23 protein-coding genes are annotated in these 25,354 nt (G+C 44.4%); 1 reads left to right on the forward strand and 22 read right to left on the reverse strand.

The features are described 5' to 3' along the window. The 22 genes from DVG78_RS27190 to DVG78_RS27295 form a co-directional block, all read right to left on the reverse strand. Positions 1-1,666: AGE family epimerase/isomerase (locus tag DVG78_RS27190; RefSeq protein WP_114464155.1), on the reverse strand; the 1,666-nt coding region annotated here is incomplete at its 3' end. Positions 1,667-1,729: 63 nt separating this feature from the next. Continuing rightward, a complete protein-coding gene (locus DVG78_RS27195; protein ID WP_114070629.1) occupies positions 1,730-2,149 on the reverse strand; it encodes a VOC family protein in 420 nt (139 codons plus the stop codon). Between the two features lie 12 nt (positions 2,150-2,161). Beyond that, positions 2,162-2,734, reverse strand: coding sequence for a DJ-1/PfpI family protein (locus DVG78_RS27200; RefSeq protein WP_114464157.1), 573 nt, complete (start codon positions 2,732-2,734; stop codon positions 2,162-2,164). A gap of 118 nt (positions 2,735-2,852) precedes the next feature. Beyond that, complete coding sequence (locus DVG78_RS27205; protein ID WP_114464159.1) at positions 2,853-3,278, reverse strand: hypothetical protein; 426 nt, start codon at positions 3,276-3,278, stop codon at positions 2,853-2,855. A 62-nt stretch (positions 3,279-3,340) separates the two neighbouring features. Further along, positions 3,341-3,733 carry a nuclear transport factor 2 family protein gene (locus tag DVG78_RS27210; RefSeq protein WP_114070632.1) on the reverse strand — a complete coding sequence of 131 codons (393 nt, stop codon included), beginning with the start codon at positions 3,731-3,733 and terminating at the stop codon, positions 3,341-3,343. Between the two features lie 25 nt (positions 3,734-3,758). Beyond that, positions 3,759-4,415, reverse strand: coding sequence for a hypothetical protein (locus DVG78_RS27215; protein WP_114464160.1), 657 nt, complete (start codon positions 4,413-4,415; stop codon positions 3,759-3,761). A 36-nt stretch (positions 4,416-4,451) separates the two neighbouring features. After that, positions 4,452-4,859, reverse strand: a complete 408-nt coding sequence (locus tag DVG78_RS27220) for an ester cyclase (protein WP_147277187.1) — start codon at positions 4,857-4,859, stop codon at positions 4,452-4,454. Between the two features lie 48 nt (positions 4,860-4,907). Further along, complete coding sequence (locus DVG78_RS27225; RefSeq protein WP_114464163.1) at positions 4,908-5,348, reverse strand: ester cyclase; 441 nt, start codon at positions 5,346-5,348, stop codon at positions 4,908-4,910. A 57-nt stretch (positions 5,349-5,405) separates the two neighbouring features. Then, positions 5,406-5,843: an ester cyclase gene (locus DVG78_RS27230; protein ID WP_114070636.1), complete on the reverse strand. Its 438-nt coding sequence runs from the start codon at positions 5,841-5,843 to the stop codon at positions 5,406-5,408. Between the two features lie 72 nt (positions 5,844-5,915). Then, complete coding sequence (locus DVG78_RS27235; protein WP_114464165.1) at positions 5,916-6,707, reverse strand: nuclear transport factor 2 family protein; 792 nt, start codon at positions 6,705-6,707, stop codon at positions 5,916-5,918. A gap of 36 nt (positions 6,708-6,743) precedes the next feature. Next, positions 6,744-7,151, reverse strand: a complete 408-nt coding sequence (locus tag DVG78_RS27240) for an ester cyclase (RefSeq protein WP_114464166.1) — start codon at positions 7,149-7,151, stop codon at positions 6,744-6,746. A gap of 35 nt (positions 7,152-7,186) precedes the next feature. Next, the gene (locus DVG78_RS27245) at positions 7,187-8,059 is read right to left on the reverse strand and encodes an ester cyclase (protein WP_114464167.1); all 873 of its coding nucleotides are present in this window, start codon (positions 8,057-8,059) and stop codon (positions 7,187-7,189) included. 65 nt (positions 8,060-8,124) lie between these two features. Next, the gene (locus DVG78_RS27250; protein WP_114464168.1) at positions 8,125-9,639 is read right to left on the reverse strand and encodes a GMC family oxidoreductase; all 1,515 of its coding nucleotides are present in this window, start codon (positions 9,637-9,639) and stop codon (positions 8,125-8,127) included. A gap of 38 nt (positions 9,640-9,677) precedes the next feature. Continuing rightward, the gene (locus DVG78_RS27255; protein ID WP_114464169.1) at positions 9,678-11,384 is read right to left on the reverse strand and encodes a thiamine pyrophosphate-binding protein; all 1,707 of its coding nucleotides are present in this window, start codon (positions 11,382-11,384) and stop codon (positions 9,678-9,680) included. Continuing rightward, positions 11,374-12,201 (reverse strand): type 1 glutamine amidotransferase domain-containing protein, encoded by an 828-nt coding sequence (locus DVG78_RS27260; RefSeq protein WP_114070642.1) that lies wholly within the window; start codon positions 12,199-12,201, stop codon positions 11,374-11,376. Before DVG78_RS27260 ends, DVG78_RS27255 begins: the two co-directional genes overlap by 11 nt. A gap of 71 nt (positions 12,202-12,272) precedes the next feature. After that, complete coding sequence (locus tag DVG78_RS27265; RefSeq protein WP_114464170.1) at positions 12,273-14,129, reverse strand: glycosyltransferase family protein; 1,857 nt, start codon at positions 14,127-14,129, stop codon at positions 12,273-12,275. 728 nt (positions 14,130-14,857) lie between these two features. Continuing rightward, positions 14,858-15,598: a LytR/AlgR family response regulator transcription factor gene (locus DVG78_RS27270; protein ID WP_114464172.1), complete on the reverse strand. Its 741-nt coding sequence runs from the start codon at positions 15,596-15,598 to the stop codon at positions 14,858-14,860. Between the two features lie 945 nt (positions 15,599-16,543). Beyond that, positions 16,544-17,584, reverse strand: coding sequence for a selenide, water dikinase SelD (gene selD, locus DVG78_RS27275; RefSeq protein WP_114464174.1), 1,041 nt, complete (start codon positions 17,582-17,584; stop codon positions 16,544-16,546). A 9-nt stretch (positions 17,585-17,593) separates the two neighbouring features. Then, positions 17,594-18,637, reverse strand: coding sequence for a tRNA 2-selenouridine(34) synthase MnmH (gene mnmH, locus DVG78_RS27280; RefSeq protein ID WP_114464175.1), 1,044 nt, complete (start codon positions 18,635-18,637; stop codon positions 17,594-17,596). Between the two features lie 75 nt (positions 18,638-18,712). Further along, entirely contained in the window at positions 18,713-19,033 is a 321-nt protein-coding gene (locus DVG78_RS27285) for a hypothetical protein (RefSeq protein WP_114464176.1), read from the reverse strand. A 112-nt stretch (positions 19,034-19,145) separates the two neighbouring features. Then, positions 19,146-22,649: a PVC-type heme-binding CxxCH protein gene (locus tag DVG78_RS27290; RefSeq protein WP_114464177.1), complete on the reverse strand. Its 3,504-nt coding sequence runs from the start codon at positions 22,647-22,649 to the stop codon at positions 19,146-19,148. A gap of 22 nt (positions 22,650-22,671) precedes the next feature. Then, entirely contained in the window at positions 22,672-23,919 is a 1,248-nt protein-coding gene (locus DVG78_RS27295; RefSeq protein ID WP_114464178.1) for an SGNH/GDSL hydrolase family protein, read from the reverse strand. A 276-nt stretch (positions 23,920-24,195) separates the two neighbouring features. Between DVG78_RS27295 and DVG78_RS27300 the strand changes: the two genes are divergently transcribed. Then, a complete protein-coding gene (locus tag DVG78_RS27300; protein WP_114464180.1) occupies positions 24,196-25,353 on the forward strand; it encodes an ATP-binding protein in 1,158 nt (385 codons plus the stop codon). Position 25,354: the final 1 nt, after the last annotated feature.

The following is a 25,354-nucleotide window of genomic DNA, read 5'->3' on the forward strand; positions in this document are numbered from 1 at the left end:
ACAACTTATTGTTTTTGAAACCGTTTGGATACGGCTTGAAGTAGAAATAAGTTGGCTGTTTGGTGATGAGCAAGTTGGTATACACCGCCGACAAGAAGCACAACTCGGTGCTGTGGTAGGCACTCATTGAGTGGCTGCCTTTGAAACGCTCAGTACCCAACAGGTATGGCATACCGTTGCCAAACACGTTGAAGTACACCCCGCCGTCGTCGGTATCGAGGAAGAACGCATTGTAGAAAGCGGCCGACTCGCGGGCGTATTTGAGGTAATCGTCGTCTTTTAGAATACCGTGCAAAATCATGTACGCAAGAATGGCTTGCTCTTGTTGCCACCAAGCCTTGCGGTCGTGCCATACAAACTGGTGACGGCCATTGGTTTTGGTTTCGCGCTCTACTACGTCATACCAGCCACCGCGCTGCGGGTCAGAGCCTGCTTCGGGCATCAGGGCGGCGATTTTCTTGGCAAATTCGAGGTAAGAATCTTTGGCAACGAGCGATTGCATACGCATCAAGTTCCAGGCGATTTTGAGGTTGTGACCCACCACAGCCCGGTTTTGCTGCCAGCCCCAAGTTTGGTCTTTGCTCCAATCTTCAAAGAATTTCTCCTGTACAAAAGGACTGTTTTCGTAATCAGGGAAGTATTTTGTGATGGTATCAAAAGTGTACTCAAGGAAGTCAGCGTATTTTTTCTCACCCGTGGCCAAGTACAGGTTGATGAGGTACGCGGGCGCGTGGTCACCTACCGAGTTCCAGTTTTTGCGGGCGCGGTTGTGGGCCAACGATTCTTCGTGGGCATCCAACGAAATCGGGTCAATGTGTGAATAATAGCCTTCTAGCTTGTCATCTTTAAAGTATTTCTCAAAGAGTTCAATCGTTTTTTCGATGTCCCACATAATGCGTGGATCACCCGTTAAACGATAAGTTTGGGTAGGACCAGCCAAGGCGTAAATCTGCTCGTACATTGGCAGTGAATCCAAGTCATCTCCGAATTCAGAAGTCAACAACTTGGTTTCTTTTTGGCCCTCTACTTTTACGCCGTGGTACCAGTATACCAAGTCAGCATCCTGATCGTAGAAACGCATGTGGTCGCGGAGGTATTCCGTTCCTAATTCAGCGCCTTCCAAAAACGAGTCATTTCCTGTGAGCATGTATGCCGAGGCAAACCCGTAAATCATGCGGGAAATGGTATCCGTTTCTTGCAAATAATCCCCTTTTTTTGCACCCGCCAAGTGTAGCATGGTGCGGTAGTTTTTATAATCAATCGGCTCTTGCGGATGATTAAACTGCCATTTCAAATAACTCGTGGCAATGGAAGAAATTTGCTGAATCCACCAATCCTGCGCTTCGTGGCGGTATTCGTGGGGCTGGGTACTTGGGAAAATAATCCACTGCACTTCAAAAACAGGCTCGCCCCCTTCTACTGGCGGATAAAACGTACCGTAAGAATATAAAAATTGACCTTTTTGGGCCAGCAAATCTTGCATCACTCCCGAGGCATCTTGATAGGATTCATCAAGGTTACGGAAAGTGCGCGCATAGGTAGAAGGAAGCAAATTTACTTTGAAAACCCGCTTATCGGAGGTTTCGACAGTATACCATTTTTCGGCAGCGTTGTATTCTATGACGTACCCTGCTAGGGTATCAGAGAAGGTAAAATCGAGTTTCATGAATTGAGAGTTTAATAGTGTTAAATTAAGGATTTAGAAATCAGTCAGAATTTGAATCGGTGATTAATCCTCTTGGTCAACGTACCCTTGGGTGATTTCAATGATATTCCCTTCGGGGTCTTTGACCCAGGCAGTTTTCCAGCCGGGAATAAAATCATCAAACGCCAACGGGCCCAGCGTAATGACGGCATCAGCACCCATTTCTGCCAGTTTGGCATCCACATCGGCTACTGAAAAAGCCAAGTGACGCAGACCGGGATAATGTGGGCCGTCGCCCTCTACGTTGGGAATGGGGCGCTCCTCGTCGGGGGGAAATACTTCAAAATAAAAATTACCTGCATCTTTCATGAAGACCAGTTCTTTTCCTTCGCCCAACGAAATGGTACGCGCACGTTTAAACCCGAAGTATTTTGTATAAAAATTCTCAAATGCGGCGAGGTCTTTGACCGTTACCGCTACGTGAAAAAAGGAGGTAGAGAGCATATACAGCCTGAGTTAAGCTTTTTCGGATAAGATTTCGATGATTTTGGCGGCAAAAAAGTGCGCATGTCCACCCGAACGACCTGTGACTAAATCGCCGTCGACGACCACATCCTCGTTGACATAAATCGCTCCGTAGGCTTTGGCATCGCCGATGAGATTGTTATGACAAACCAGTTTGCGGCCTTTGACCAACTCTGTTGCGGGAGCTGTAAGCCACAATCCGTGGCAAATGATGCCTTTGAGGATGGTTGGCTCGGCAAAAACGCGTTTGAGGAACTCCGTAGCAGGCGGGATTTTTTCGACATCCTCAGTATACCGAAGCCTGTCAGAAACCATGCCCGAGGGTACGATGATGGCCGAGTAGCTCCGCAATTCTTCGTCGCTCATGTTTTCAAAACTTTCCCAACAGTCCATCGGCACTTTGTGTTCGTGACCGGCGAAAGTGATTTTGGGCTGTCCCCAGAGCCGGGTCAGGAAATGAATTTCGGCACCTTCTTCCGGAAAACGATATTGATAATAAAATATCTCGTTTTCGTAATAGTCGGCTTCAAAGAGAATTCCAATTTTTTTACCAATAAGTTTCATGTTAATCCGGTTTAAAGGCTAATCTAACGGGTTGTTAATCAGTAACTTTCTAAACAATTTCAGAAAGTCAGGTAAAATAATGGATACAGTATTAATCCTTTATTTTACCTGCTTTGATTTAAAGCGTTGCCGACCCTTCGTAGTATTTCAAATCGTCGACGGTGTATCTGGTGATGATGGGGCTACCGTTGGGGCCCACTTTCACGTCCCAAGTTTGGTAGGCGTCAAGTGTAATACGCTTGCTGTAGGCATCGGGTGCATTCCAAACACTGGCTTCCCATTTAACTACTACTTTAACCACGGCGGTGTCGCCGTTGATGACGGCTTCGGTCGACTTTACGGTGTGTACTTCGTCGAAGAAAATGCGGATAACGCGCTGAAACCAGCCTTCAAAGCCAGCATAACCGTAGACCGTTGCTTCCGGAAAAACCATTTCCAATCCTTCGTCGGCCAGCATCGGAAGTACTTCAACCATGGGAGCGTGAACGTCTAACTTGCGGTACCAAACCTCGGCAAGTGATTGTATTGATTCTGGAGTTAACATATAATTTTTTTGTTTAATAAATGACGAGTTATAATTTGATGCGATGGGTTGTAGGTGAGGCCTTAGGCCAATGTACCGTCAGGATGTTGAACCATACCGGCAAAGTGAATGGCGATTTTGCCGTCTTTCAGCACCCAGCTGTCGGCAAAGCGCATATTGGCGGTATCGTTCCCGAATTTCATCGTGATTTGTTCGGTAATCATCAGGGTTTGTGGGTCTTCGGTTTCGGCCCAAAACACGATGTCGGTTTCTAGTCCGTCGATTCCCAAAATTCCTTGCATGTGTTCGCGGATTTGGTCACGACCTTTATAAATGACGGGCGCTTTTGAAAAACTGCTGATCAGGAGCGCGTCGTCGGTGTATTGATCCAGCAGGGCCTCAATGTTTTTGTCAAGGATAAGTTGGATGTGTTCTCGGTACATGTTGCCCAGTGGGCTGTCGGGTACGTTTTTCATGACAAATAATATTTTTTCAGGTTGTTTATTCTTTGTGAGCAGCTTCGTTGATAAGCCTTTTTTGAAGCCCTAAAAGCCGGTTGAGCGACCAAAAAAAGATGCTCGCCAATGTCACTAAAACGAGGGTAATTCGTAGTGTGTCGTTGGGTTCGGTCTCCCATCTCTTTTTAATCAACAGATAATAAGCAAGTCCTAATACAAAATAGACCGCGCAGATGATTGCGTGGCTATTAAGGTCTGAAGAATGGCCAGTACGGTTGCTATGGTTAAAAACGATGGGCCAAACGTACCAAATCGTCATGGCAAAATGCCAAGTTGAAAGGGCCCAAACATACAGTTGAAAATGATGCGGAGATTCTGCCAAGAATGACCACATTAAAATCGGAAACAAAGCCGAAAAGCGCGCGGTATCGAAGATAAATCGGTTGAAAGAACCCTGATACGGCACGCGTTCCATCAAAACACTGAACCCCAACCACGCCGTAACGATAAAAAACAGCGTGGTCAGAAAAGAAACTAACACCAATACATCGTTCCAAACGGTAAAATCAAAGTTTGGGGATGTGTTCCAATGAAAGCGGTCATTAAGAAGACGAAAGCCCGTTACGAGCGTTAGTGAAAAAAACAACGTGATTAGATTCGGTAATCTTACCAGTACTTTGGATAAGGTGTTAGTTTCCATTTTTATGTTTAGTTGGGATTTTGTAGAAGGTAAGGTTTAGCGAAGTTGCTCCAGCAATCCCCAATCGTCCCAGTTCGCCCATGCTTCGGTAATTTTTCCATCTACGACGTGATACATAACTATGCCTTTCCAAGTGGCTGTTTTTCCCGTGGCTGGGATTCCCGCAAAGGTGTTTTGGTGCGTACCCGGGGCGGCAAACCGTACCACGACTTTGTCGCCTTCGGCCACCATGTCTACGATTTTAAGGTCAAGGTCAGGAAACGCGCCGTAGAGCATATCCATTTGGTTATGCAGGGCATTTTCCCCTTTGATAGCTTCTGGAACGGCCGAACGGTCGATGTAGAAGCCGGGTGCTGTAAAATCGTTAAATTTACTAAAGTCCCGATTTACGAGGATGGCATTTACGTATCCTCGTACAAGTTCTTTGTTTGCTTCGACTGACATAATTTTTTGGAGTTTTAAAAAGAGTTTAATGACTGCAACCTGCAACGCTTAAAAGTCGTACAGCTTTTTGATGCCTCCGATTTGACTCATCAGGCTCATGACATCATTCTGAACCTTGGCTTCGTAGATTTTTCCTTCTTCGTTGAATCTGAACAGCGTCATACCATTGATGGCAACATCTTTGTAGCTGGCAGGTACATTGCGCCAAGTACCAATGTGCTTTGACTTCATGGCCCAGAAAGCAGCTCCTTTTGTGTCATCAGCAACAATATCGTCTTCTGACTCAACGGAATACGTCAAGTTTTCAAAAATACTTCTGTTTCTTTCAACCAATCCCATGAATGCAGCACGTCCGTCGAGGTGCGCAAAAGCCAGTATAAACTGGAAATTTGGGTCTATGATTTTTTCGGCGATTTCAACGTTGCCTTTACTCCAGACATCTTCCAGAAACTGGCGAATCGCTACCCTGTTTTGTTCTATTCTAGTCATGATGACAGTTGGCTTGAGAGGATGGAAGTTGGGTTTTGAACCCAACTTATGGATTGATTAAGCACCGGGAGGAGGAGGAACCACACCTAATTGCTGCAAAAGGCCTAATTCATCAACGTTTGCCCAGCGCTCAGCAATTTTGCCATCTGCCATCCGAACAACTGTTGTGCCTGTAAGTGTAATTGTCTTGCCGCTTGGGGGCATTCCCATTACGCCACCTGTATCTGTTCCCAAAAGGCTCCAACGGTGTACTACTTTATCGGCAGTATAAATCTCGTCAAGGATGGTCAACTTAACATCGGGCATGGCATGACGAAACATGCCAACAATGTGTTTGAAGCTACCAGAGCCAGGTTCTGTCTTACTTTTACCACCTACCAAAGAGTGGTCAACTGCATCGGCAGATAATAAATCTTCGCGTACGTTGCCTGTGTTCCATGCGGCCTCAAAAAACTCAATGCAAATCGCATTATTTTGTTCGGGAGTAAGTGACATAACTGTGTGTTTTAGGTTTTATTATTGGTTATTTGTAAAGGAAATTGTTTGTCATTTGTTGTAAAATGTTATTTATGAGGTGGTTGTATCGTTAGCAAAAGCAACTTCCGTTGGTAGTGTGCCCATCAATGAACCTACCAATTGCAGGTGTACTTTTCCTTCCCGAAACAGCATCACATCATAAACACGTCGTTCGCCCAACGAACTTTTCACAGTGGCCTCAAACCAAATGTAATCTCGGTCGTTGGTAATGTTTTCGACCGAAAGGGGCGTAAAACCCGATTCTTTGGCAAACAGGTCTTGAAACATCTGTCGGATGGCTTCGCGACCCGCTACGTCTACGCGGGCCGTAATCAGTTGCGCATCCTCCGTAAAAAAATCATCCGCCAATCCATTAAAATCACCCTCACTGTGGAACTCAAGATAGCGACTGTGAAACGCTCGCGCTATGCTGGAGTCAGGAGCTTTAAACCCCGAAAAATCGTCGGGTTGCCACACCGTACCTTGACGCAAGCCAAAGAGTTGGAGGTAGAATTTCCCGTTTTGAATAAACTTTACCTCGTAAATTTTGACAGGATTACCTTGGGGATTTTGAATGGTCATTTCCATCCAAATGAAATTTTTGCCCACCGTAAACTTGTCAATGGTACGTTCTCCCAGCGTGCTTAAACGGCTCAAATACAGTCGTATCAACTCTTTTAGGGCTGCGTATCCTTCTGCCCTGAAAGTGAATCCGTGGATACGGGCATCGGCAGCATAACACCCCTCAACCATGCCGTCAATATCCCCTTGTTGCAGAAAACCCATTTGCTTCGCTTGTAAAGCTTCGGCTTCAGTGGTTTGGGTATTTTGATTTTCCTGCATGATTGAAAATGACGTTTTTTGAGGCGTTTTATTTACTTAAAGAACACCTAGTTGGTGCAACAAACCGAGGCTATCGCCCGACATCCACATTTCGGCAATTTTGCCATCTTCGATGCGAAACATATTGATACCTTGATCCGTAACTTTGAGGTGGGTGGCGGGATTTCCTAGAAAATCACCTGTGTGGGTGGCAACGTATGACCACCGACAAACCACTTTATCCCCTTCGCCGATGAGGTCGTGCATCGTAAAATGAACGTCTGGAAAAGCCGAAAGTGCCGTTTCAAACCATTTTTGCAAAGAAGGCGGTTGGTGTGCCTGTCCCGGTGGAAAATGGAGTTTAAGGTCCGCAGCCGTAATTTCAGAGATAATATTCCCTTGTTTTTCGTTCCAAAAGTCAATCCAGTACCGGGTGACCACTTTTTTATTCGCTTCTACAGACATAATTTTATGAAGTTCGTTGAATGGGAATGGGTCGACTACATTGGAATAACGCCTAATTGCTGCATGAGACCGAAATCATTTTCGTTGACGTGAACAGACACAATCTTGCCGTGACGAATGGTGAAAATGTCGATACCAAAGTCTTTGATTTTGTTTCCTGTGGCGGGTGCTCCTAAGAACTCTCCCAAGTGAGTTCCCGTAATTTGCCAACGGCTGGCTACTTTGTTGCCTTCGCTCATGTGGCGCAATGCCGTAAACTGAATGTCGGGGAATGCATTGCGGAGGTACATCACGAAGCCTTTGAAAGCCTCATATCCCGTAATTGGCTCTGGTTGGGTAGGAATAATGAAGGCGAAATTGGGTGCCAGAATTTCTTCAACCACTTCCAGTTTACCTTCGCTCATGATGTCTTGGAAATAACGCATGGCCAAGGCCTCGTTTTGCTCAGGCGTGGTTTCTTCCACAATCTCAGGGGCAGGAATGACACCGAGCTGCATCATCAAACCGAGCGTGTCTTCGTGGCCGATTGACTCGGTGATTTTGCCGTCTTTGATGGTGTGCCAAGTCATTCCATCAATCTGGAAATAATTTCCGGTAGCTTCCAAATTGCCTTTTACGGTCAACAAAGGTCCGCCAACGTGCGTGCCGCCACCTACCCAGCGGGTAGCTACCCAATCTCCACTGGCCACCATGTCTTGGGGGTCAATATAAAAATCGGGAAATGCACTGTGTAACATATTTACCAGACCCAAAAAACCATCTGGCCCGTGAAAGGGCTCGGGGTGAGTGGGTAAAGTGAAAACGAAGTCTTCTGACAGAATTTCATAGGCTGAATCCTTATTCGCCTGGTTCATGATTTCATGAAAGTACCGACGCGCGATGGCTTTGTTTGGGTTGCCTTGTGACATTTTTGTAGAAATTAAAATTTATAAGCTGGTTTAGTTACTTCAAATCAGGATTTGTAATTATTCATTTAAGCATCTGCCAAAATCATTTCAGCGGCTTTTTCGCCAATCATAAAGCAGACCGCTACGGTATTGCCACTCGTCACGTTTGGCATTACGGAGGCATCGGCCACGCGCAAACCAGTTATTCCGTGAACACGCAAGCGGGAATCTACCACGGCTAAGTCGTCAGTACCGATTTTGCAAGTACCTGCGGGGTGCCAAAGCGTGGAGCTTTGGGTGCGAATGAATCCATCAGGATCTCCAGGGCCTGGCGCTAACTCACCCCCATTAATGGGCGCAAATGCTTTGGTATTGCTCAAATTACGAACCAGTTGAATGGCTTTTCGCAATACCTCCATGTCGTCGGGATGCTCCAGATAATTGGGATTAATGAGCGGCTTGTCGTGCGGGTCGTCTGAACGAAGTTTGACGTCGCCTACACTTTTGGGCTGCACAAGAATCGGGAGAAAAATGCAGACATTGCCGCCGAAATCTGGTAAAACAGGGGCTAAAGGCGCAGGAATACTGGGGGTAAAATTGAGCTGTAAATCTGGCCCAACTGAATTTTCGTTGGTTCTGACAAACAACGCATTACCCGTCAATAAAGTGGTCATTGGACCGTCGTTGGTGCGGAAAATAACCGGCAGCTGCACGTGATCCTGTAAGTTTTTACCCACGCCCGGTAGCTCATGCTGTACTGGAATGCCAACGCTTTGTAAATGTTCAGCCTCCCCAATGCCAGATAGCAAGAGGATTTTAGGAGAACTTAGCGCTCCCGCACTGACAATTACTTCTTTCTCCACCAGGAGTTGCTCAATCTTGCCGTTTAGCTGGTATTCAACGCCGATTGCTTGCTTATCCTTGATTAATATACGCGTTACTTCAGCGCCTGTTATGAGCGAAAAGTTTGGACGGTCAAGAATTGGCTGCAAAAAAGCGGTGGCACTGTTGGCACGTTGGCCTTCAGGGGTGATGTGAAACTGAAGCAACGCAGCGCCATTTTCTTGGCGCTCCCCGTTGTAGTCCCAATGGGGGCCATCATAACCTAGCTCGACGGCTCCCTGCAAAAATTCCTCCGAGCGCATTACATCGTCTGGACAGTCACGCACGGAGATTTCGCCGCCGGTCCCTCTAAAATTGGGGTCACCACCTTGGTAATCTTCCAATTTTTTGAAATAAGGCAACACATCCTTGTAGCTCCACCCTTCAGCTCCCAGCGCTTGCCATTGATCGAAGTTGGCGGGGTTGCCCCTTACATACATCATGGCATTGATGGAGGTACTACCCCCCACCACTTTTCCCTGATTGATGGTCAGTTCGCGGCCTGCCATCGCGGGCTGGGGAGTAGTTGGAAGCGACCAATCAAGTTGAGAACCCCACAATTTTACAAAGCCGCCCGGGTCAACAACATTGGCGGTTTGATCCCATTCTCCGGCTTCGAGCAGTACAACCTGCACGGAAGGATCGGCACTGAGTCGGTTTGCAATGACGCTTCCCGAAGCACCTGCTCCGATTATAACATAGTGGCAGTGAGATTTCATTAAAGGTTTAGGAAAGTTTTAAATAACGTCAACTGAAATTAATGAGAACAATTGATTTTAATCAAGTCTGGTTTATAATCACCCTCAAGCACCAAGTCAATCAGGAAAGGCTCGTCATCGGCCAGCATTTTTTCAATGGCTGGCAAGATTTCGGATTCTTTTTCTACCCGCACCGCTTTGACTCCCATGGATTGGGCCAAAAGGTCGAACCGAATGGCAGGGTAAGATAAATCAAAGGGCAGCGGATAGTCGTGCTTATCAATGTTGCGTTCTTTCCAATAAACGTCAATGTTGAGTTGAAGCAACTTGTACGAACCGTTGTTGCAGACAATAAATTTAGCCCCTGACTTGTGTCTTATGGCCGACCAAAGCGCCTGAATCGTGTACATACTGCCACCGTCTCCCGAAAATCCAATCACGACTTTCTCAGGATTTGCCAGTTTTACCCCAATTGCACCCGGAAATCCAACCCCAAGAGAACCGCCCCGGGTAACAAAGTAATGTCCCGCTTGGCGCGGCGGAATGTACCGCGTAATGGCTGGTGAATTGGTCAAGGCTTCGTCGAAAATAATGGCATCTGAAGGCAATTTTCGAGACAGTACTTCAGCAAACTGCGCCATCCGTAAGGTTTCTCTGGCGGGTTCGTCTTGGTCTTTGGCTAGTTCGGCAGAATGTTTTTTGGCTTTTTCGTCCCCAATCTGGTGAACCCGAGCCGCTGCCGCTGCTTTAAATTCGGGCGTCATTGCTGATTTCAGCGCATCGGCCAGTGCTTTCAGCGAAAGTTTGGGGTCACTAACTACACCTACGTCAACCCGGTGATTCTTGGCGATTTCGTAACTGTTGAGGTCAAAATGCACCACCTTGGCCCCCGGGGCATAGATACCACCCGTTTCGGGAAATACCTCCGGTAGCATATAAGTGCCAACGATCAGGTTTATATCACCTTTGGTCGTAATCGGTAAACTATAAGAACCAAACATGTGTCCCGTGGTACCTTGGTAGAGCGGATGGGTTGTATCAAAAATGACATCTCCAAAATCCACTCCGTACACTTCGGCCCCGATGAGTTCCGCCACCTGAGTTAATTCTGGAATGGCATTAGAGTAGGCCACTCCGTCCCCGATGAAAATCATGGGTTTTTCGGAAGCCAAAAGCATAGTTGCCGTTTGGGTAATCAGCTCAGGGTCAGGTAGTACCCGCGTAGATGGAATACAAGTCGGAAATACTTCCTCTTCATTTACTTCGTCGAGGACGTTCATGGGTAAACAAACGTACACGGGCCCCATCGGCGGGGTAGAGGCAATTTTTACGGCTTTTCTGAGGGTTCGCAACAATGATTTTGAATCCATCACCATCGTCGAAAACTTCGTGACGGGCGCCATCATTGCTACCAAATCATTGGCCATTTGCGCATCCATGTTCATGTATTGCGTACCAGCATCCGACCCAATTACCACCAGTGGTGCGTGGCCTCTTTTGGCTTGGTAAACTGCACCCACCGCATTCCCAATTCCGGGAGAGCTGTGCAGCTGTACCAACGTAGGGCGTTGGGTATGCCGAGCATACCCATCCGCCATCATTACGGCAATACTTTCTTGCAATGTAAGGATATACTTCATGTCGGGGTATTCGGCAACGGCGTCCAGGAAACCCTGTTCAACCGTTCCCGGATTACCAAACATAAAGTCCATCCCGTCGGCCAAAAACTGCTCGACGATTTTTTGATTACCTGTTTTACCAGCCATACCGTTTTACTCCTTTATCAAGCACATTTACAAATTGGTCGCCAAACTCGAATGAACATTGAAGAGAGCGGGCAGTAATGAATGGATAATCGACGATAACGGAAGTTTCTTTGCCAAAATTTCCGTGGAATTGACCTTCGGGGCCAACGGCATCGGCCAAAATGTATTCAAGGCAATACGGTGGAGGCCCCATGTTGAGGTCAGTGTTGAGGAATCCCGTACCGTCGTGATAATCGTACTCGATGCAGTGACCCGTTACGTGTTTGCCTTTGATGATGGAAATACGCTCGTTGAAATCACGGGCAAAAACCAACGGAGCAACTCCGTAGCAAATCGCACCGATAGGCTGATTCTTTTTGTAAAAACCTAAAATGAGGTCATGAACGCGCTGGTTGTTTACCATGTCGATGATTGGACCGCTTCCGCCGACCAATAAAAGACCTGCATACTCTTCCGTCAGTTTTTCTTGGGCTACTTTTAAGTCAGCAAAATACTGCTCAAAGGCCCGTAAGAAGTTTGGTGTTGAGAAATAAGGTCTTTCAGGAACTTCCTCCGAAAGGTTGCGACGTTGCTCCAGGCGATTTGTAGCTTCAAAAGCTTTCACTTTTTCGGCGGCTTCGGGCGTAGTAACGCAGGTGCCCAGCGGGGGATCTACGTAAGTAGTATCATAACTTGGGGGCAAGGCCTGGGCCTTTTTACCCTTCGGGGTCATGAACTCGACGGTATAACCGGCGGCTTCCAATTTTTCGAGGGGCCCGACTAACTCAACGCCCCAGTACCCGTACTCAGACAGGATAGCCAAAATTTTCTTAGACATAAAAGAGAAAAAATCTATGATGAACGATAAATTGATTATTATAATTTACTCTTTAATAATACTGTTTGACCTCAATACACATCGCTTGCCTCGACGGCTGAGGCGGTGGGATGAGGGATATTTTTTTTTCTTTTCAGGGCTATTTCGTGCGCGGTGTCGTAATGGGTGCGCATGTTGTTCCAGCTGAATTTTTCAAGTACATTTTCCATTCGGTTGCGCTCTGATTCATTGCTTCGGCGGGTTTTTTTGACAAACCGAAACATGATATCTGTCAACTGCTCAACGGATTCAGTATACGTTTGAGATTTTCGATTGACGACATAGATACCCCGGTCGTCGTGATTTTTCATGTTTTGGGTAACGTAATGTCCAAAACCCGATAAATTACTGGTCACCGTCGGCACCCCCGCTACTACACATTCTTGGGGAGTATAGCCCCAGGGCTCATAAAAACTCGGAAAAATTCCTAAGTGGCATCCACACACAAATTGGCCGTATTCAAGTCCAAATAGCGGATTGGAAGAAGTGATAAATTCGGGGTGATAAACGACCTTGACCTTATCTTTCTGATTATTAAGGAGATTGGTCTGTCGACAATAATCCGTGATTTCATCCTCCTGCGCTAAATCATGGGTGAGAAAAGCGGGTTGATTTTCAGAGCGCCAGCTCAGAATCGTTCTTACTCTCCGGTGTTGGAGATATTCACTCACAAAAGAATTGAGATTAGGCAATTGAATCTGGTCGCCCGTCACAAAACTCTTGAAGAGCTTACTGCCAACTTCCCTTTGAATAGACTTACAGGTTTCTTCCAATTCATTGAGGACGGAGTGTGAATTGATGACCGAAGCATTGACCGACCTAACTTTTTGATTGGTAATGATAAACATCACTACTGTAGTGTCCATACGCGCCTGCTTCATTTTAGTGTTAAGCAGAGAAAGTGCTTCGAGGGTAATATCAAATCCTTTGTTTTTATATTCAAATCGACCCGACGTGAAAAAATAAATGGTCTTGTTCAGGTCAAATGAATAACTCGGAAAAAAATGGCCCATTATAAACTTATGAATGTGCTTTCGGTATTGCAAATGCAGATTTTCTAATTTGAAGAGGGGGAACTTTTCCAGTTTGATGCCATTTGGCGTAATCAAATCGGGGACCCTTCCTAGAAAATGAATGCATTCTTGGGAGGTAATTTCACTGATGGTGGTGAAAGTACCAGCACTTTGGGCAGCCATACGTTCTATAATCACCTGCGCCTCAATCCCGTAGCGGCGAGACTCTTGTCGCCAGTCAAATTTTTCAAGTTTTGTATAAAAATCTGGTTCATTTTGGGCTAAATACCGCCCTAAAATGGTTGCATGGGTGGTAAATACCGTGGCGATGTTTACTTTTTTTGCGAACAATTTTGGCAAACCACTACCTGTCATCCACTCGTGGAAATGGACTACTACTTCATTGGAAATGGGATTGACCGACATGAATTCGACGATAAAAAGCTGAATCAATTCGCCAAATGCAAGTACTTGATTTACAAGTGGGTCTGTCCCAAAGTCCTGTACTCTGTATTGTTCCTGAAACTCAGTTTTGAGGTGACTGAGTTTGGACCAAATACAGTTTAAATCAAATAAAATTACCCTTGGTTTACCTGTAACCAGCAACCAATAGCCACAATGTATGGTTAATCCCATACCTCGTAACTTTTCTACTGTTTTGCCAACAGGGGAATCATTCGGATAATCAATCGGTTCAAATTCTACCGCCTTTTGGGCAAAATAGGGGCCCATCATTATGTAGCCATCTCCCCATTTATCCATCATTGATGGAATTTTTGAACGAATTACAGTATGAATTCCCCCAATTTGGTTACATATTTCCCAAGAAACTTCAAACAGTAGTTTCTTTTTCGAATTTGTAATTAATGAGGTCAAAAGTGTTACCGGGTTTAGGGGTTACAGTCAAAAAAATGCACATCTTCACAAATGCACATTGAAAGAGTACATTTGTAATCAGAGGCAATACAAATCAGGTCATAACCTACAAAAATAGATTGATGAATTTGCTTGCCACAAGAGTGTTATTGGACCAAGCACAATTGATTTAGAGTTTTTCAGCGGTGCTTGCCGAAGGGTTAAAACGTTTGAGAATACTTTGTTTTGAGTCTTTATGCTAACATTGATATATCAAAAATCATGGATACCCTAAAGAATACCAAATATTTTCAGTGAAGAACGTTTATTTTCCATTGAATTGCATGTTATTCACAGGGAAGATGGTGAACTTCATCAGGGATACGGTTTTTAATCACTAAAATTTACAGGGAAGGCCAAAACTTTATAAGCCTTTAATATATAGGTGTCTTTTTAGGATAAAATTGACTTTATATGCCTTTTTTAGGACCAAATGTATTTTTTGAGAAAGGTAAAAAACCTTGTATATTTTCAGTGAAAGTGGGTTTATTTTCAGTGAATGGCTATTTTTATCCAGTAAACAGTTGTTTTTAGATACTGACTTGTCAAGTCTTTTAAAATTCATTTGTATTCTACATTTTGGGCTTGATAATGTAATGAGTGGTAAAAGAAAAATACTATTTAACGGTTCAAAAATAGCTCTAGTAGTCAAAAAATGCTTTTTGAGTTAATATAAGCAGAAAAATTACCTATATTTTTCTAAGTCGGCTCATCAACTCTTCTTTTGAAGATTTACTCAAGGGAATCTGTTTTGTGCCAATATGAAGATGTAGTTCCCGTATTTGCTCTACGTGTTTAAGATTGACAATGAAAGACCGATGTACTCGTATAAATTCGGGTCTGTTTTCGAGGGCTTCACTTAATTTGCCCAGGTTTTGTGTAAGCAGAATATCATTTTCTTTTGATATAATTTTACAATAATAATCTTCGGCTTCAACCCACAATATATCATCAAAGAAAACGCGCTCCATTCGGTCTTTTGTCTTGATGAACAGGCGGTCGCTGAGGCACGGAGTGCATTCGGGGGTTTTGACGGATTTGAAATCTTTTGGTTCTTTTTCTGAATTTTCAATGGCTAATTCAATCGTATATTTTAAATCACGAATGCGGAAAGGCTTAGACATAAAGGCTACTGGTGCCGTATTTTTCGCTTTAGCAAAGGTCTCAGCGTCAGAGTTACTTGATAAAAATATGATGGGTAGCTTCTGTTTTGTGAGTATTCGTTTGGCAGTTTCGATTCCATCCCATTTTCCTGCCAGTTGAATATCCAAAATAACCAAGTCTGGGTAACCGTTATTTAAAGAGCTTACCGCATTTTCACCCTGAGAAAATGGACCAGTTACAATGTAACCCATTTCCTGTAGTTGGTCTTTAAGATCAGCCCCTGCAATGGGCTCTCCTTCTGCAAGAAGTATATGTGTTTTTTTCATGTGCGAGGTTTTTCATACCAATTTCGTCTCTTCGGCCAATATTTAGGTTAAACTGCTTTGTATTGCAATAACCTGAATTGCCAAAAATTGTGTTTTTACAACAAAATAGTATCAATGTATAGCATAAATAAACCCCTACAAAAATAAATGAAAAATATTCCTATTTGCAAGTGTCATTTGTATTAATCTAAAAATTATTAGATACTTTTTTTTAAAGTAAGGTGGGTTGTTTTACTAAGTGTCTGGTTATCAGGGTGAAATTCTGGGAAAAGTTATATTTCTAGTGTAAAATACATCAAGCTAGGAAAGTGGAATTGTTCTATTTGGTATATATTATGTATTTGTTTAGTGGGTACAATTTTCCAAATAATGCTTTAGCCAAGGATTTACATTTAAATAGTTAAGAATTTATCTAACGGTACTTAGAATATAACTATAATGTATATACGTCAAATTTTGCTACCTATACTATTATAATGACTGATATTTATGTTTGGATATTATTATCAATTTGTGGTACGATGTAATCGTTAAGTTATTTTTGATTTTAAGTTTGAACCAAAAAATATCGGGAGTGTTCAATCGTTTTGCCTCTTTGGTCACTATGGCAAACTTGGATTTATACCAATTTCATTTTTGGGCTTCTAAGTTTATGTAATTGGGTGAAGATGTTATTTTGTTTTTTTAGAATCAACGACTACGTTGTTATATCTAGGTTAGGTAAAAGTTTATTAAATAATATGTGATTTTATAACGGATTAATTCTGTTATAATTTTAAATATTTTACTTTTCTGTAAAATGAGCACATGATAGTGTAAGTTAAAAACTGGTATATTTAAGAAAATGAAGAATTGAAGCGAAATCTAAAGTAACGTATTCTCAATTATATTTTACCAACGTAGTGGGCGAATGTTTTTTGGCCCGCTATGTTGGTAAAATATCAATTACAGAACTGAAATTAAGGGGCCATCATTCTGCGTATTAAGCCGACCAAAGGATTGAAATTCATGCCCTAACTCTTTTAATAATTGCTCAAATTCCACCGTAGTTTCTTCTGAAACGGCAACCAACAGACCGCCGCTCGTTTGGGGGTCGGCCAAGATATATTTTTGTTCTTCAGTAAGCGGGCCTACTTTATGTCCATAACTATTCAAGTTGCGTTGAGTGCCGCCCGGGAAACAGTTAAGTTCAAGGTAATACGGGATTGATGAAATAACAGGAACTTTATCAAATTCAATTTCTGCCGACAGGCCGCTGCCTTCACACATCTCCGTAAGGTGGCCCAGTAATCCAAAACCAGTTACGTCGGTCATTGCTTTTACGCCTTCCATTTTTGCAAAAACTTCACCTAGTTTATTCAATGTAACCATACTTTTCAAGGCAATAGCCGCATCTTCTGGTAACAAAACGCCCCTTTTTTGCGCAGTTGATAAAATCCCCACCCCCAACGCTTTGGTCAGGTACAAGCGACACCCCTGCTCTGCAGTAGAATTTTGTTTAAGCTGTGGAATGCTCACCATTCCGTTTACAGCAAGTCCAAAAACTGGCTCAGGACAGTCAATGCTGTGGCCGCCAGCCAACGTAATGCCAGCTTCGGCACAAACAGCACGTGAGCCTTCCAATACTTTTTGGGCAACCTCTGGTGGTAATTTATCAATCGGCCAGCCTAAAATCGCAATGGCCAACACGGGTTTTCCGCCCATTGCGTACACATCGCTGATGGCATTGGCCGAGGCGATGCGCCCAAAATCATAGGCATCATCCACGATAGGCATAAAAAAATCAGTCGTTGAAATCAAGGCAGTTCCGTTGCCCAAATCCAACACCGCTGCATCGTCGCGTTTGTCATTTCCCACCAGCAGTCGAGGATCGGTTTGAGCCGCTACCGAACTGTGAAGTATTTTATCAAGAATGGCGGGGCTGATTTTGCAACCACAACCTGCACCGTGAGAGTACTGCGTAAGTTTTATTGTTGAACTATCCATTGACGTAAGCTATGCCTGCACCATTATGGGCAGGGTTTGGGTAAATGTTAAAATTTTGTCGGCATTAATTGCCATTTCATTATCAGTAAAATCAAATGTAAACAGTTTTTCGGGTTTACGTTTAGCTAGCCCCGAGGTATAGGTTTTATCATAGTACACCAGCACCAGCCGAACAAAATCCGCCATACGGTTTTCACGAATAGCCGTCACGGCCTGTTTGGTTTGGAGTGGGCCGAGCCGCTTGTGGATTCTTTCGGTACATTCCACCAAAAAATCTTTGTCCAATTCTCCATATTCCTGCGCCAAAGCATTGATACGTTGTTCCAATCCCACCTGAATGTTAATCAAAACGGCCTCTTTCATCTGATGCCAAAAAGGGTTGGGAATAAAAATTTTACCAATGGTGAGGCTTTCATCTTCCACCCAAATTCGGCGTTGTGAGTCGAGCAAGCGTAATTGGTCGGCAAAGTTATTTTCAAACTGCTCCTGCGTGGGTTGTACCATTTTGTTCATGGTCCCGTAAGAAGAACCCTGATGCTGGGCTAAATCTTCCAAATCAATTACCTGCTCACCCTTTTCATTAAGCGCGTGGAGGAGTTTGGTTTTTCCTGACCCAGTCATCCCTCCCACCATCCAAAGCTGATACGTTTTTTCAAATTGATTCAATACCCACCTTCGGAAGCTTTTGTAGCCCCCTTCTATGAGGTAGACTTCAAATCCGTAAAGATTTAGTGCCCAGGCCATTGCTCCGCTTCGCATTCCTCCCCGCCAGCAATGAACGCCGATTTTTTTTTCGGGAGCAATTTCCAACGCCCGTTTTATAAAGCCCGACCACTTCGGTCCAGTCAAATCAAAACCAAGTAAAATCGCCTCTTCCCGTCCGATTTGTTTATAAGTCGTACCCACCACAACGCGCTCTTCGTTGCTAAACAAAGGTAAGTTATAAGCGTCTGGGATATGACCTTGCTCAAATTCGGCGGGGGTTCGAACGTCCGCCAAAGGGATGACGTTTTTTAAAGGAAGAAATTCATCTATCGTAATATTTTTAATCATTTTTTGACAGCCTTTGGCCGTAAAATTAAAAAGGAGTCGTTGGAGAAATGTGATTTTTGGGGAAATTCTATGGACTTAAATCAAAAGATCATCAATTTTGATGCCTGCTATTCGCATGGCTTCGTATTCAACTTCCACAATAAACTCCGTTTCATCCTGACTAAAATTTTCATTATCCCACTCCGTAAAATAGGTTTGTACACGCTCTTGAAGGTTAGGGACTTGTGCCCTGAGTTGGTGGATTAAAAAGTCGGCAAAACGCAACACTTCATTCCTCATTTGTGCAATAGTGTGCTCCGACGATGGCTCAACTTCACGGTCTTCCCAATGATCTAAAATAAACCTTTCTTTGATTTTATAAGCTTCCAACTGCTCAATACGCTCCTGATTCGGCATCGATTGTTTTTTTTCAAAGTTAACAAAAATTATCCCTAACTCTTCTTTCCAAAAGTTAGGGATGATTTTTATGCAGAACCTCTGCGCTAGATTAAGTTATTTTCAGGTCTTGTTATCTGCCCATCACCAATCGTGTTTGTGCCGCTCCACCCTCATTTTCAGCCAATTGAACATTTAAGGCATTGTCTTTGAACAAACTTCTATCCAATGCCAATGTAAACGTATGAATCCCTGGTGCAAGGTCGGCAGCTCCACCCCGCTCCGTTAGTTTAAGCGGTTTTCCGCCCACCCAAGCGGTAATACCTGTGGTAGAATTAAAAGCTAAGTTTACGTTTCCTTTGCTCACTACTTCGATATCAAACTTTATAAACGTGTACTTTTTGTTTGCATTTATTTCAACAACTGGCAGTTCATCCAAGGGCAAATCGCCCGCTACTTTACTGTAGAATGGCTCATAAGTAAGCTTGGCATTGTCTTTCACCACGTAGCTAGGACCTTCTACAAGAATTTTTTTGACCAACTCCTTGCTGTTAGAAACACTATTCCAACGACGGACAAAGCGGGTCGTCGGAACCCTGAACTTACCAGATTCGCCCATTTTGGAAAGGAAACCGATAAGGTTTTTGAATTCTTCTTTGTCCAAACCAGCCGTCAATCCCGCAGGCATCAACGAGCCTGAAATTTTTTCAACCACACTGATTTGACTTTTAGGTACTGCTACTTCCGAGCCCGTTACGTCGCGGATGATGATTTCGGCGGTCCCGTTGCTAACAATGTAGCCCATCATCTCACTTTTGTCTTTTTTCACGATGCGTTGTAGCTCGTAGCCCTCTTTAATGGAGGCATTGGGGTACAGAATAGAGCGGATGATGGTCTCGGCGGGCGAGCTGGTTCCTAAGCTGCTCAGGTCTGGCCCGATGCGGCCGCCTGCTCCCCCAATGGCGTGACAGGTGAGACAAGCAAGCCCTGCTTTACGGAAAATCAATTCTCCTTTGGTAGGGTCGGCGGTTTCAGCGACGGTTTTTGCCAAACTGCTGATTTCTTTTTCGTTTAATTCCTGCGGCATTTTTTCAACGGGCAATACGCCCCCCGACGCTTCCAATGCTTTTACAAAGGCTTTAATGTCTTCACTGTTTCGTCGGTTGTAAGGGACTGAGCGTTGCAAAACCTGACGAGCTGCGAGGGCTATTGGTTCAGGGATTTTCTTTAAATTCAATTCTTCGGTCAAAGCAACGGTAGCAGCTTTGGTAGCAATAAATGACCTAAATATTTCAGAAACATCCGTTTGACTTGGTAGCGTACGCAACAGGTCCGAGGCGATGCGGGCTGCTTCAGAGGCATCCGTCGAAACCAATCGTGAAGCCGCCGCAACTCTCAAATCAACTGGTTTTTTGCTACCCGTGAGCCCAATCAGGGAAGTTCTTGCTTGTTCGTTTTTCATGGAAACTAACGCGTCAAGAGCGGCTTTTCGACGGTTCTTTTCCCCCTTTTCGGCCAAAGTAACCAATGTACCGTTCAATTCCCTGATTTGCCAAAAACCAATCAGACGAATAGCAGCCGTGGCAACTGCTTCCTCCTCACTTTCAATAAACCCTGTAATGCGATTCAAGTCACCAGATGGTTTGGCGCCTCGGCGGGCGGCATCCTCCAGCGCGGTTAATTGTGCCGCAACTTGTTTATTTTTAGTTGTGTTACCTTCAACTGCTTTGCCAAAAACAATGGCTAAATCTGCCGCCTTACCAAATTTAGAAATGGATGCCAAAACATCGTTACGGTATTCCTCAAGAACCCGTTCGGCTTGGTATAACTGCGCCAGTTGCGCAACTGCTTCGGGGCTGCTGGTTGATTTCAAGGCAAAAACCGTCTTTTTGGCATCTCCAAAGAAATCAGGCGTAGTTTTCAGACGCGCGGCCCACAACGGTTCTAATTCACGAACAGTTTGCCAAAGCGCAAAATCCAAAAACTCATCCATCGAATTATCTAATACTGAGAGCGCCATACGGGCAGATTCAGCGGTTTTTACATTGCGAAGTCCAATGACTGCTTCCAATCGCACCTGCGGATGGGGGTCGGTCACGGCCTTGGTCAAGTGGGCAACTGGATTCGTGATTTTGGAAAACCAAAGCCCAAGGGCCCGCAGGCCTGCCGCGCGCGCTTTGTGGTTTTGGGCGTTCAATAAAGTCAAAAGCAGCGGTTCATTGACGGTGTCGAGGGTTTGGTACACCCAAAGTGCTTCCAACAACTGATGTTCATAATTGGGATCATTTCTATCTAAGTTTTGAACCCATTTTTGCAAGGCGGGTAGCACTTCCGTAGCCCCACGGGCTTTCAATACCTGCTTGGCCTGGGCCCGGGTCCAGTCTTCGGGCAGTTTGAGTGCTTCCAAGAGTTCATTCACGGAAGCTTTGGTCAACTGCGTTTTTTTAACCAAAGGGCGGTTTTTTGCCACAATCCGCCAGATACGACCGTGCTGCTGGTCGCGGCGTGGGTCGTGAAAATCCACTTCTCCGTGTTGGATAATGGGGTTATACCAATCTGCTACATAAATGGCTCCATCGGGGCCCACCGAAATATCAACGGGACGAAAGGCCACATTGTCCGTCCACATCAGGTCCTCCACCTGCTTAGAAGCATACCCACTTCCCTGCTCTTCTAGTTTGAACCGATTGATACGGTTGGCACGAAAGTCGTTGGTAATCAAGCTTCCCTGCCACGACTCAGGCAAGTGTCGGCCCGAAACAATGTCTAGCCCGCTGTGTTTGGGTTGACCCGGATTCAGTCCCCGGATGATTCGCGCCGCGCCAGGAGCGGTTACGAAAGTAGCCCCTGGAAAAGCATAATTGATGCCTTCACCACCTGCCCCGTCGGTCAGGAAAGATTGCCCCCAGCGGTCAAATTGCAGCCCCCACGGATTAATCAACCCACGGGCATAGACATCCATGTCGAGATTTTTTGGGTTGAGCTGCCACACGCCACCGCCTTCGAGGCGCTTAGTCCCAAACGGTGTTTCTACGTGGCTATAGATATAAATCGACTGGTTAAAATAAAGTCGCCCCTCTGGGCCCCAACGGAACGTATGAATGAGGTGGTGCGTATCAGCCGTACCAAAACCGTTTAAAATACGGCGTCTTTTATCGGCTTTTCCGTCGCCATCGGTATCGGAAAAATGCAAAATTTCGGTTGAATTCGCTACGTAAACGCCCCCATCCCCGGGCAATATTCCCGTAGGCGTGATTAGACCTTCGGCAAAAACGGTCGACTTATCGGCCCTGCCGTCGCCGTCGGTATCCTCAATTACAAAAATTTTATCGTTGGCTTCTTCTCCCGTTTTGAGGTGAGGATAGGCGGTACTGCTCACCACCCACAAGCGCCCGTCGGCGTCCCAGTTCATCTGTATGGGTTTGGCCACGAGCGGGTCGGCGGCAAACAATGTTACTTCAAATCCTTCTGCTACTTTAAACGAACGAAGTTCCCGCTCCACATCGGGCTCAGGATTTGCCTTGCGGTCGTCTTGGTGAACCGTAGACGTAATCAACACAGATAAAGGAATGAAAATAAACCGTTTAACAAATACAATTGTGGTGTTGGACGAGTTGAAAAAGCTGAACTTTTGCATAATAACTTATAAATCTTTTATACTACTTTACCGGGGCAAGTTGATACACGATAGGCTTCGGAGTGCTGTGCAGGGCTATTTGTCCTTCTAGCCATTTCATAATGAGGCTTTGCTCTTCGAGGCCCTTGGCGTGTCGGCCCTGCTCGTACGAGCGAAACCCAAGAATGTAGGTTCGATTGAGGGGTCGGTACTGAAAAAAGAATTGTTCATTTTTTTTCAATATCATTTCCCGCAATTTACTGACTTGGTTGAAGGATGTCCCTTGGGTAATCTCAACCCCCTCGGCCCATTTTTTTTCCGACGCCGTCATCACTTGCTGATTATCCGCAGTCAGGGTATAAAATCCCTTTTTCAATCCTGTTACCTTGATTATCTGGCCTTTGGTAGAAATCGAGGGGTTGTTTGTCGGAAACGGAAGGGGTAAAAAGCGCTCCTCGGTGGTAAATTTCAGCATCCCGTTCTTTACATCAGCATCGAGTATTTTAGCTGTCGCCACCGCCTCTGCGTTATCTTTTGTAACTGCAATGCTGACTGGTTTTGGTTGTGGATCCAATCCCAGGCTCTTTTCCAAAACTTCGGCCAAGTAATAATAACCTGCCTCATTTAAATGAACTCCATTTTCCAAAATGATTGTTTTTTTGCTCATTTCTTCAATGGGTTTGTAAATATCAATAAACATTTTGCCGCGCTCAGAAGCCAATTTTTCGATGGCAGAAGCGTAAATCGCAAGATTTGCATTTCTTTTTTCAACATTTGCGGTGGCATCATCGTACCTGACAGGAATCGGTGAAAGCAATATAGACTTTGCGCCGAGTGAATCAATTTTATCCAGTAACTTGGAAAGTCCATCCCTAAAACGCGGCAGGCCTACTTCGCCTTCTTGTGCCTCTACACCACCATAAGCTACAAAAACAACGGTTGGCTGTGCTTTGGTGATTTGCTGCATGAGGTGCTCATAAGGGGTCGGCGGATTGGTAAAAGTACTCCGGGCTTCTCCCCAAACATTATCACCTGTCCATCCCAAATTTCTGAATGTTACATTATGCCCCGGCCACCTCGTGGTCAGGGCTAACTCCAAATACCCATATTGAAATTCATTTTCAAACATCGAATTTCCTAGAAAAACAACTCGGTCATTGTCTTTGAGTTCAAAAAATTTGCTCGTAGAAGGGGCTGTTTTAGACTGGTTTTGGGCAACTACCGACCCCAAGGCAATAAAAATTACGACTAAAATGGGACTGAATAAAGCCTTTACATTTCTCTTTTTCATACAATTAGTGTCCGGGTAATAGATACCAGAAATAGAAGGTCGTGTAAATGTGTTTTAGGTAATGGAATAAGTCGATTCGGTCTCATTTCGAACCATATATACAAAGCTTTTATAGACATACTTATACTACGAAACGGGCTAATTTCTCCGATGGGGCGTTTTTACATGGAGCCATCTCTTGAATGGTTTAGATTAAAAGTAATTCCCAATGGCGTTTTTTTAAAGGAAAGCTGATTTTTTGTACATTTAGGAATTAAATTCCTAAATGTACAAAAAATGATTCAACGGCACCTAACGTCTAAAATAAATGCGTTGTTAGAAAAATACCCGATTGTGAGTATAACTGGGCCAAGGCAGTCGGGCAAAACAACACTTGCAAAAATGGTACGACCAGACTATCAGTATGTAAGTTTAGAAAATTTGAGTAATCGACAATTTGCCCAATCGGACCCACAGGGGTTTTTGACCCAATACCAAGGCGGAGTCATTCTGGATGAAGTGCAATACGTACCCGAATTGTTTTCGTACCTGCAAGTATATACTGACGAAAGAACCCGCAAAGGAGAATACATTTTGACGGGTTCGCAAAATTTTCTGTTGATGGAAAAAATCACCCAATCATTGGCGGGACGGGTCGCGGTATTTCATCTTTTGCCTTTTTCGTGGAACGAACTGAAAAACACCGAATATCAGTCGCAAAACTGGGAGCACTACCTGAGAGAAGGCTCGTATCCGCGCAAACGCGTCGATGATATTGATGCGGATACATTTTACGAAAATTACCTGCGTACTTACATTGAAAGAGACGTTCGTCAGATAAAAAACATTATGGATTTGGGACTTTTCCAGCGCTTTATTCAGCTACTGGCGGGCCGAATCGGTCAGTTATTCAACCAAAATAGTTTGGGAATCGAACTAGGGTTGGACAACAAAACCATGAATTCGTGGCTTTCCGTCTTGGAAACTTCTTTCATCGCTTTTCGCTTACAACCTTATTACCAAAATTTTAATAAGCGAGTGGTGGGTACGCCTAAGGTGTATTTTTATGATACAGGATTAGCGGCGTATTTACTAGGGATAAAATCTACGGATGACCTAAACCTACATTTTGCCAAAGGAACATTGTTTGAAAACCTGATTATTAATGAGTTACAAAAAGATGTGCTCAATGCAGGTGCTCGCCCACGGTTTTATTTTTGGCGTGATTACGGTCAAAACGAAGTGGATTTACTGATACAAGAAGGAACGCTACTAAAAGCCGTGGAGATAAAATCAGGAAAAACCATCAACAACGATTTTTTTAAAGGTCTCCATTATTTCAAAAAAATAGCCCCTGATGCCCAACTGAACTTGGTATATGGTGGCGGCGATTTTCAAAAAAGAAGCGACACGACGGTGTTTGGTATTGAACAAATCAACAAAATTGTAAACTAAA

It is taken from the genome of Runella aurantiaca (assembly GCF_003339505.1).
In the GTDB taxonomy this organism is placed as follows: Bacteria; Bacteroidota; Bacteroidia; order Cytophagales; family Spirosomataceae; genus Runella; species Runella aurantiaca.